Origin of the sequence: Vibrio aestuarianus, assembly GCF_012395185.1 — a bacterium.
Classification (GTDB): Bacteria; Pseudomonadota; Gammaproteobacteria; order Enterobacterales; family Vibrionaceae; genus Vibrio; species Vibrio aestuarianus.
In genome coordinates, this window is record NZ_JAAZTU010000075.1 from 1 (window position 1) to 4435 (window position 4435).

General features: G+C 34.5%; 3 protein-coding genes. All 3 read right to left on the reverse strand.

Features of this window, described 5'->3' with window-relative positions:
* Positions 1-2135 (reverse strand): Eco57I restriction-modification methylase domain-containing protein (locus HGG78_RS18430; RefSeq protein WP_172533776.1); only part of this gene is annotated, 2135 nt, incomplete at its 3' end.
* On the reverse strand, positions 2128-2901 hold the full coding sequence (locus HGG78_RS18435; protein WP_172533777.1) for a hypothetical protein: 774 nt from the start codon (positions 2899-2901) through the stop codon (positions 2128-2130). The genes HGG78_RS18430 and HGG78_RS18435, both read right to left, overlap by 8 nt.
* A gap of 192 nt (positions 2902-3093) precedes the next feature.
* Entirely contained in the window at positions 3094-4323 is a 1230-nt protein-coding gene (locus HGG78_RS18440; RefSeq protein ID WP_172533778.1) for a dicarboxylate/amino acid:cation symporter, read from the reverse strand.
* Positions 4324-4435 lie beyond the last annotated feature (112 nt).

The window sequence follows — 4435 nt, forward strand, 5'->3', positions numbered from 1 at the left end:
ATGTAATAGTTATTAGCACTTGTTTGAATGCCATTTGCAACATTGCTTTTTCCTAAAATATCGCCTAATTGTTCAGATTTTGAAAACATTAAGTTTAAAATGTCATTTGTTTTCTTTTCTAGAACCCAAGTATCAGAATCAAGTGAACTTGTTTGATATGTGCTCGATAGAAGCGATTTATCTTCACGAGTTAACCACTTTTTAAAGTCTTTTACTTCATAAAAAGAAAAATCATCGTGTTCCGATTTATTTAAAAATAATAAACAAGTGTAAGTCGTTTTGTTTTCAAATACTTGATGTGAACCAAAAGAAATGAACTTTGACAAGTATTTGTTGTCTGCTAACAGCTTGCGTAGATTTTTACCTGCACCTACCTTTATGAACTTAGAAGGAAGGATATAACCTAAGTAACCACCATCTTTAAGAACTTGCATTGAACGTTCAACAAATAAAAAGTATTTGTCGAATTGTTTAAAAGCTGATTTATATTTTTTCTTGTAAATGTCTAGTTCTTTAGATGTCAACTGCTTCATATGTTCAGTTGCCATATAAGGCGGATTACCAACAATCACATCGAATTGATAGTTCGATAACTCAAAAGGATTTATCGAACAAATATCATCTTGTTTAACTTTATCACAGCTATCAATTAAACTATTACCAAACAATATGTTTGTTTCGATTGCAGGAAGAATAGGTGTGGTTTTTCCTATAGTTTCTTTTGTTTCACCTTCTAGTAGCTTCAAAAGCAAACCAAAAGCACAAGCTTTTGTTGCGTTATAATCTTTATCTATACCGAAAATACAGTTACAAAGAACTTCTTTTTTTACTTCAAGATTTAGTTTGTATGTATGTTCGGAAAGTTGTTGAAGTTTAGATTTATCATTTTTTAAATAATAATCAACAAGGATATCTTGAAGAGATTGGAACACTTCAATAATAAAAGCACCTGAACCACAAGCTATATCAGCAAATTTCGAGTTTAATATCTCAACGTCTGATTTATCTTTACAGTATTCAACTACCGTATTTCTGATAATTTCTTTTACAATATGGGTTGGAGTAGTAACAACATCTCGATCAATATGTTCTTCTTTCGGTTGAATCTGAACGTTTCCAAGCTCATCAACACGAACTTTCTCACTTAAGAATACTTCATATATGTTCCCTAGAATATCAGAAGAGAAAACAGAGAAAGAATATGTGCTTTGAGGGAAGTAAAGTTGTTCAATAATATTCCAAATGCAAGAGTTGGTGTTATTGATTAGTTCATCAATGTATTCTAATGCGAATAATCCTGAATTATACTTCTTATCTGACGTTTTTAATTTCTTGACTAAAGATTGAAAATCTTTTTCTTGTGCGAAGTGATAAAGAGTTTCGTATTCTTCCAAGTCTCTATCTTCACAAACACGAAGAAAAACAATACTATTTATGTAATTTTGAGCGAGGTCGTTTAATTTTTCTTCTGAAAGTTCATTTTTTATCTGCAAAAATTCACTTGCAAGAAGTAAACGCCAGTCGTTAATTTGTTTAAGAAATAGGTCATCAACACTGAATCTTAGTATCTTACTTTCAATTTCTGACCATTCATTATCAAATTGACCAGTGTAAACACTCTCACGCCCAATCAGATTATTAATTTCATCAAACTTATCGACCAATTCAGTGAAGTGATACAACTTGATTCTAGAGTTTGATACGGAGTCTGTTTCTTTTACTTGATTAGAACAGTCATAGATTGCTGTATATTCAAAGTTCGATAAGACTGAAATTTTTAACTTAGCGGTGAAACCGTATCGTCTAACTTGTAGAGCAGGATTTATAGCGGTTGATACATCGACACTAGGCTTTTTAGCTTCAAGAAAGAATTTACGGTCAGAGAATAGTCTAAAGGTATAATCAGGCTTTTTGGTGTTATCGCCAGCTCTAGCCTTTAATCCTTCTTCCACTAACACTTCACGCTCGTTTGTCAGCTTTCCTGCTGCGTTAGTTATGTCCCAGCCGAGTATTGAGAAGAGCTGATCCAAAAAATCAGTTCTTAGTTGAGTTTCGTTATATTTGGCAGAGCAATAATAATTAATATCGTTTTGATACTTCTCAACCAATGCCTTTAACTGCGTTTGTTTACTCATTAATTATTCCACTAATCAATACACATACTTCTTCATCAGTAATGGAGAATTGTCTAAGAACCTTTGAAGTTATATGGACGTTATTATTATTTAAAACCTTGTTCAGATCAGATAAACGACTACGGAAAGAATCTAAAGAGAATAACTCGCCTCTTTGACTATAAAAAACTTTATTGTTCGGTAGCTCATTTCTAACCTTTTCTAATCTTGAAAATCGTCTATTTGAAAATATATAATTTTTTAAAGCACTTCTTAACTTAATGTTTTGTATAAGCCCTAAGTCATCAATTGATAATGAAATAACATCTTCTATTCTTAAGTTTTTTTCTCTCAGAGTGATTGTAACTATTAATTTGAATTCTATAGAGCATTTATCAATTGCATTCTTTTCAGAAAATAAAATATTGAAATCTAATTCTTGATTAATGTCTTTAATAACAACATTAGAGAATATTTTTCCAAAATTTTGTTTCTTAAGCTGATTATCACTCGTGACCCAAGTGATAAACCTAAAACAAACGTTGTAGTAAGCCTTTGCCGTGTTCGGCTTCAACTCGTTTGTGCTCACCAAATTGAACAGGTAAGTGTTTAAAAATTCATCAATAAACTGTTGGTTTTGTGGCTGATCTGGCACGATAGAAGCAAAGTCGTTAAGACGCTTTAGTGACCTGATGTAAATACCGAGGTCTTTGACTTGGTTCGATACCAACTCATCTAACCACTTTCTTTGGTCATCGTTTAAGTTAAAGGTTGGGTTGAGAGTCATTTCAAGTCGTTATTCGCAGCATACAGTTCACACATACCTAATCTTGAAGTATCTCACACCGGGTTCATATCTCAAGGTATTGTCACTAAAATAACGGTTTTCGTAGGAAAGACTTCGGTTTTAGGTGCGATTGGACAATAAAAAACCACTCCGAAGAGTGGTTTAAAAAGTATTTATTATAGTTTTTATGATTTAAGCTTCTTGCTTCTTCATTTCTATTTCTTTTTCTTCTTCCGCAATTGCATCAATGATCACCGCACAAGCAGCATCACCAGTGATGTTTAGAGCAGTTCGTATCATGTCAAAGATACGGTCAAGAGCGAAAAGAAGCGGTAGACCTTCAATTGGAATACCTGCCGCAAGTAACACTGCTACTACAAGAAACGAAGGTCCAGGGACCCCAGCTTGACCAACCGCACCAAGGGTAGAGGTTAGAATAATTGCAATGTAAGCACCCATTGACAGATCAATGTTGAATAGCTGTGCAAAGAAGATAGCAACAAGACCGTAGTAAATTGCGTTACCACTCATATTGATTGTTGCACCTAGTGGCAGAACAAAAGAAGCAGTAGAATTTTTAACACCTAGCTCGTTTTCAACAGTATCCATTGTAACTGGAAGAGTTGCCATTGAAGATGCAGTAGATAGAGCAACAGCTTGTGGTTTCTTCATTGCGACTAGGAACTTCTTAGCAGAAGTTTTAGTGAAGATTTGAACCATTAATGGATAAGCAACGAAACCGAAGATAAGTATAGCCGCAACATAAACTACGAATAGTTTAAATACGACCATCAATGCACCAAAACCAAACGTTCCAACAGCTTCAGCCATTAGTCCAAAAACGCCTAATGGAGCTATAACCATCACTTTGTTAATCATCCATACGAAACTATCAACGATAGCATTTACACCGTTAAGGATTGGTTCACGTTTTTCTTTAGCTTGTTTTGAAAGAGCAATACCGAAGAATAGGCAAAATACTAAAATTTGTAGGATATTTGCTTCGTTCAAAGATTGAAAAACGTTAGTCGGGATCATTCCTGTAACGGTAGCCCAGAAAGTAGGTAATTCACCTTTCGCAGCATATTCAGAAGAGAACATTCCTTCAACGCCTGAAACGTCAATGCCAAGACCCGGTTCGAATACTTCACCCATAAATAGAGCTAGTGCTACTGCTAGTGCAGAAGTAAGACCGAAATATCCAAGCGTAGCAACACCAACTTTTCCTGCATTTGAGCTATTACCTAGACCCGCAGCACCAGAGATTAATGCAACTGCTACCAGTGGAATCACAAGCATTTTGATCAAGTTGATAAAAATTGCGCCCAATGGAGCAAAAATAGTTGCAGATTGCCCCATCATTGCGCCAACTGCTGTACCTACAATCATTGCAATTACGACTTGAAAGCCGATGTTGCTCATTAAAGATTTACTCTGAGACACGTCCTTACCTCATATAAATTGATGTGTTAAAAGGGGAGATTTTGTACAAATACAAAAATGTAATCACTCTCTACAATGGAAAGTATTTATA

Coding starts and splice junctions, on each gene's coding strand:
- HGG78_RS18435 (WP_172533777.1), bottom strand. CDS start 2,901: ATGACTCTCAACCCAACCTTTAACTTAAACGATGACCAAAGAAAGTGG.
- HGG78_RS18440 (WP_172533778.1), bottom strand. CDS start 4,323: ATGAGCAACATCGGCTTTCAAGTCGTAATTGCAATGATTGTAGGTACA.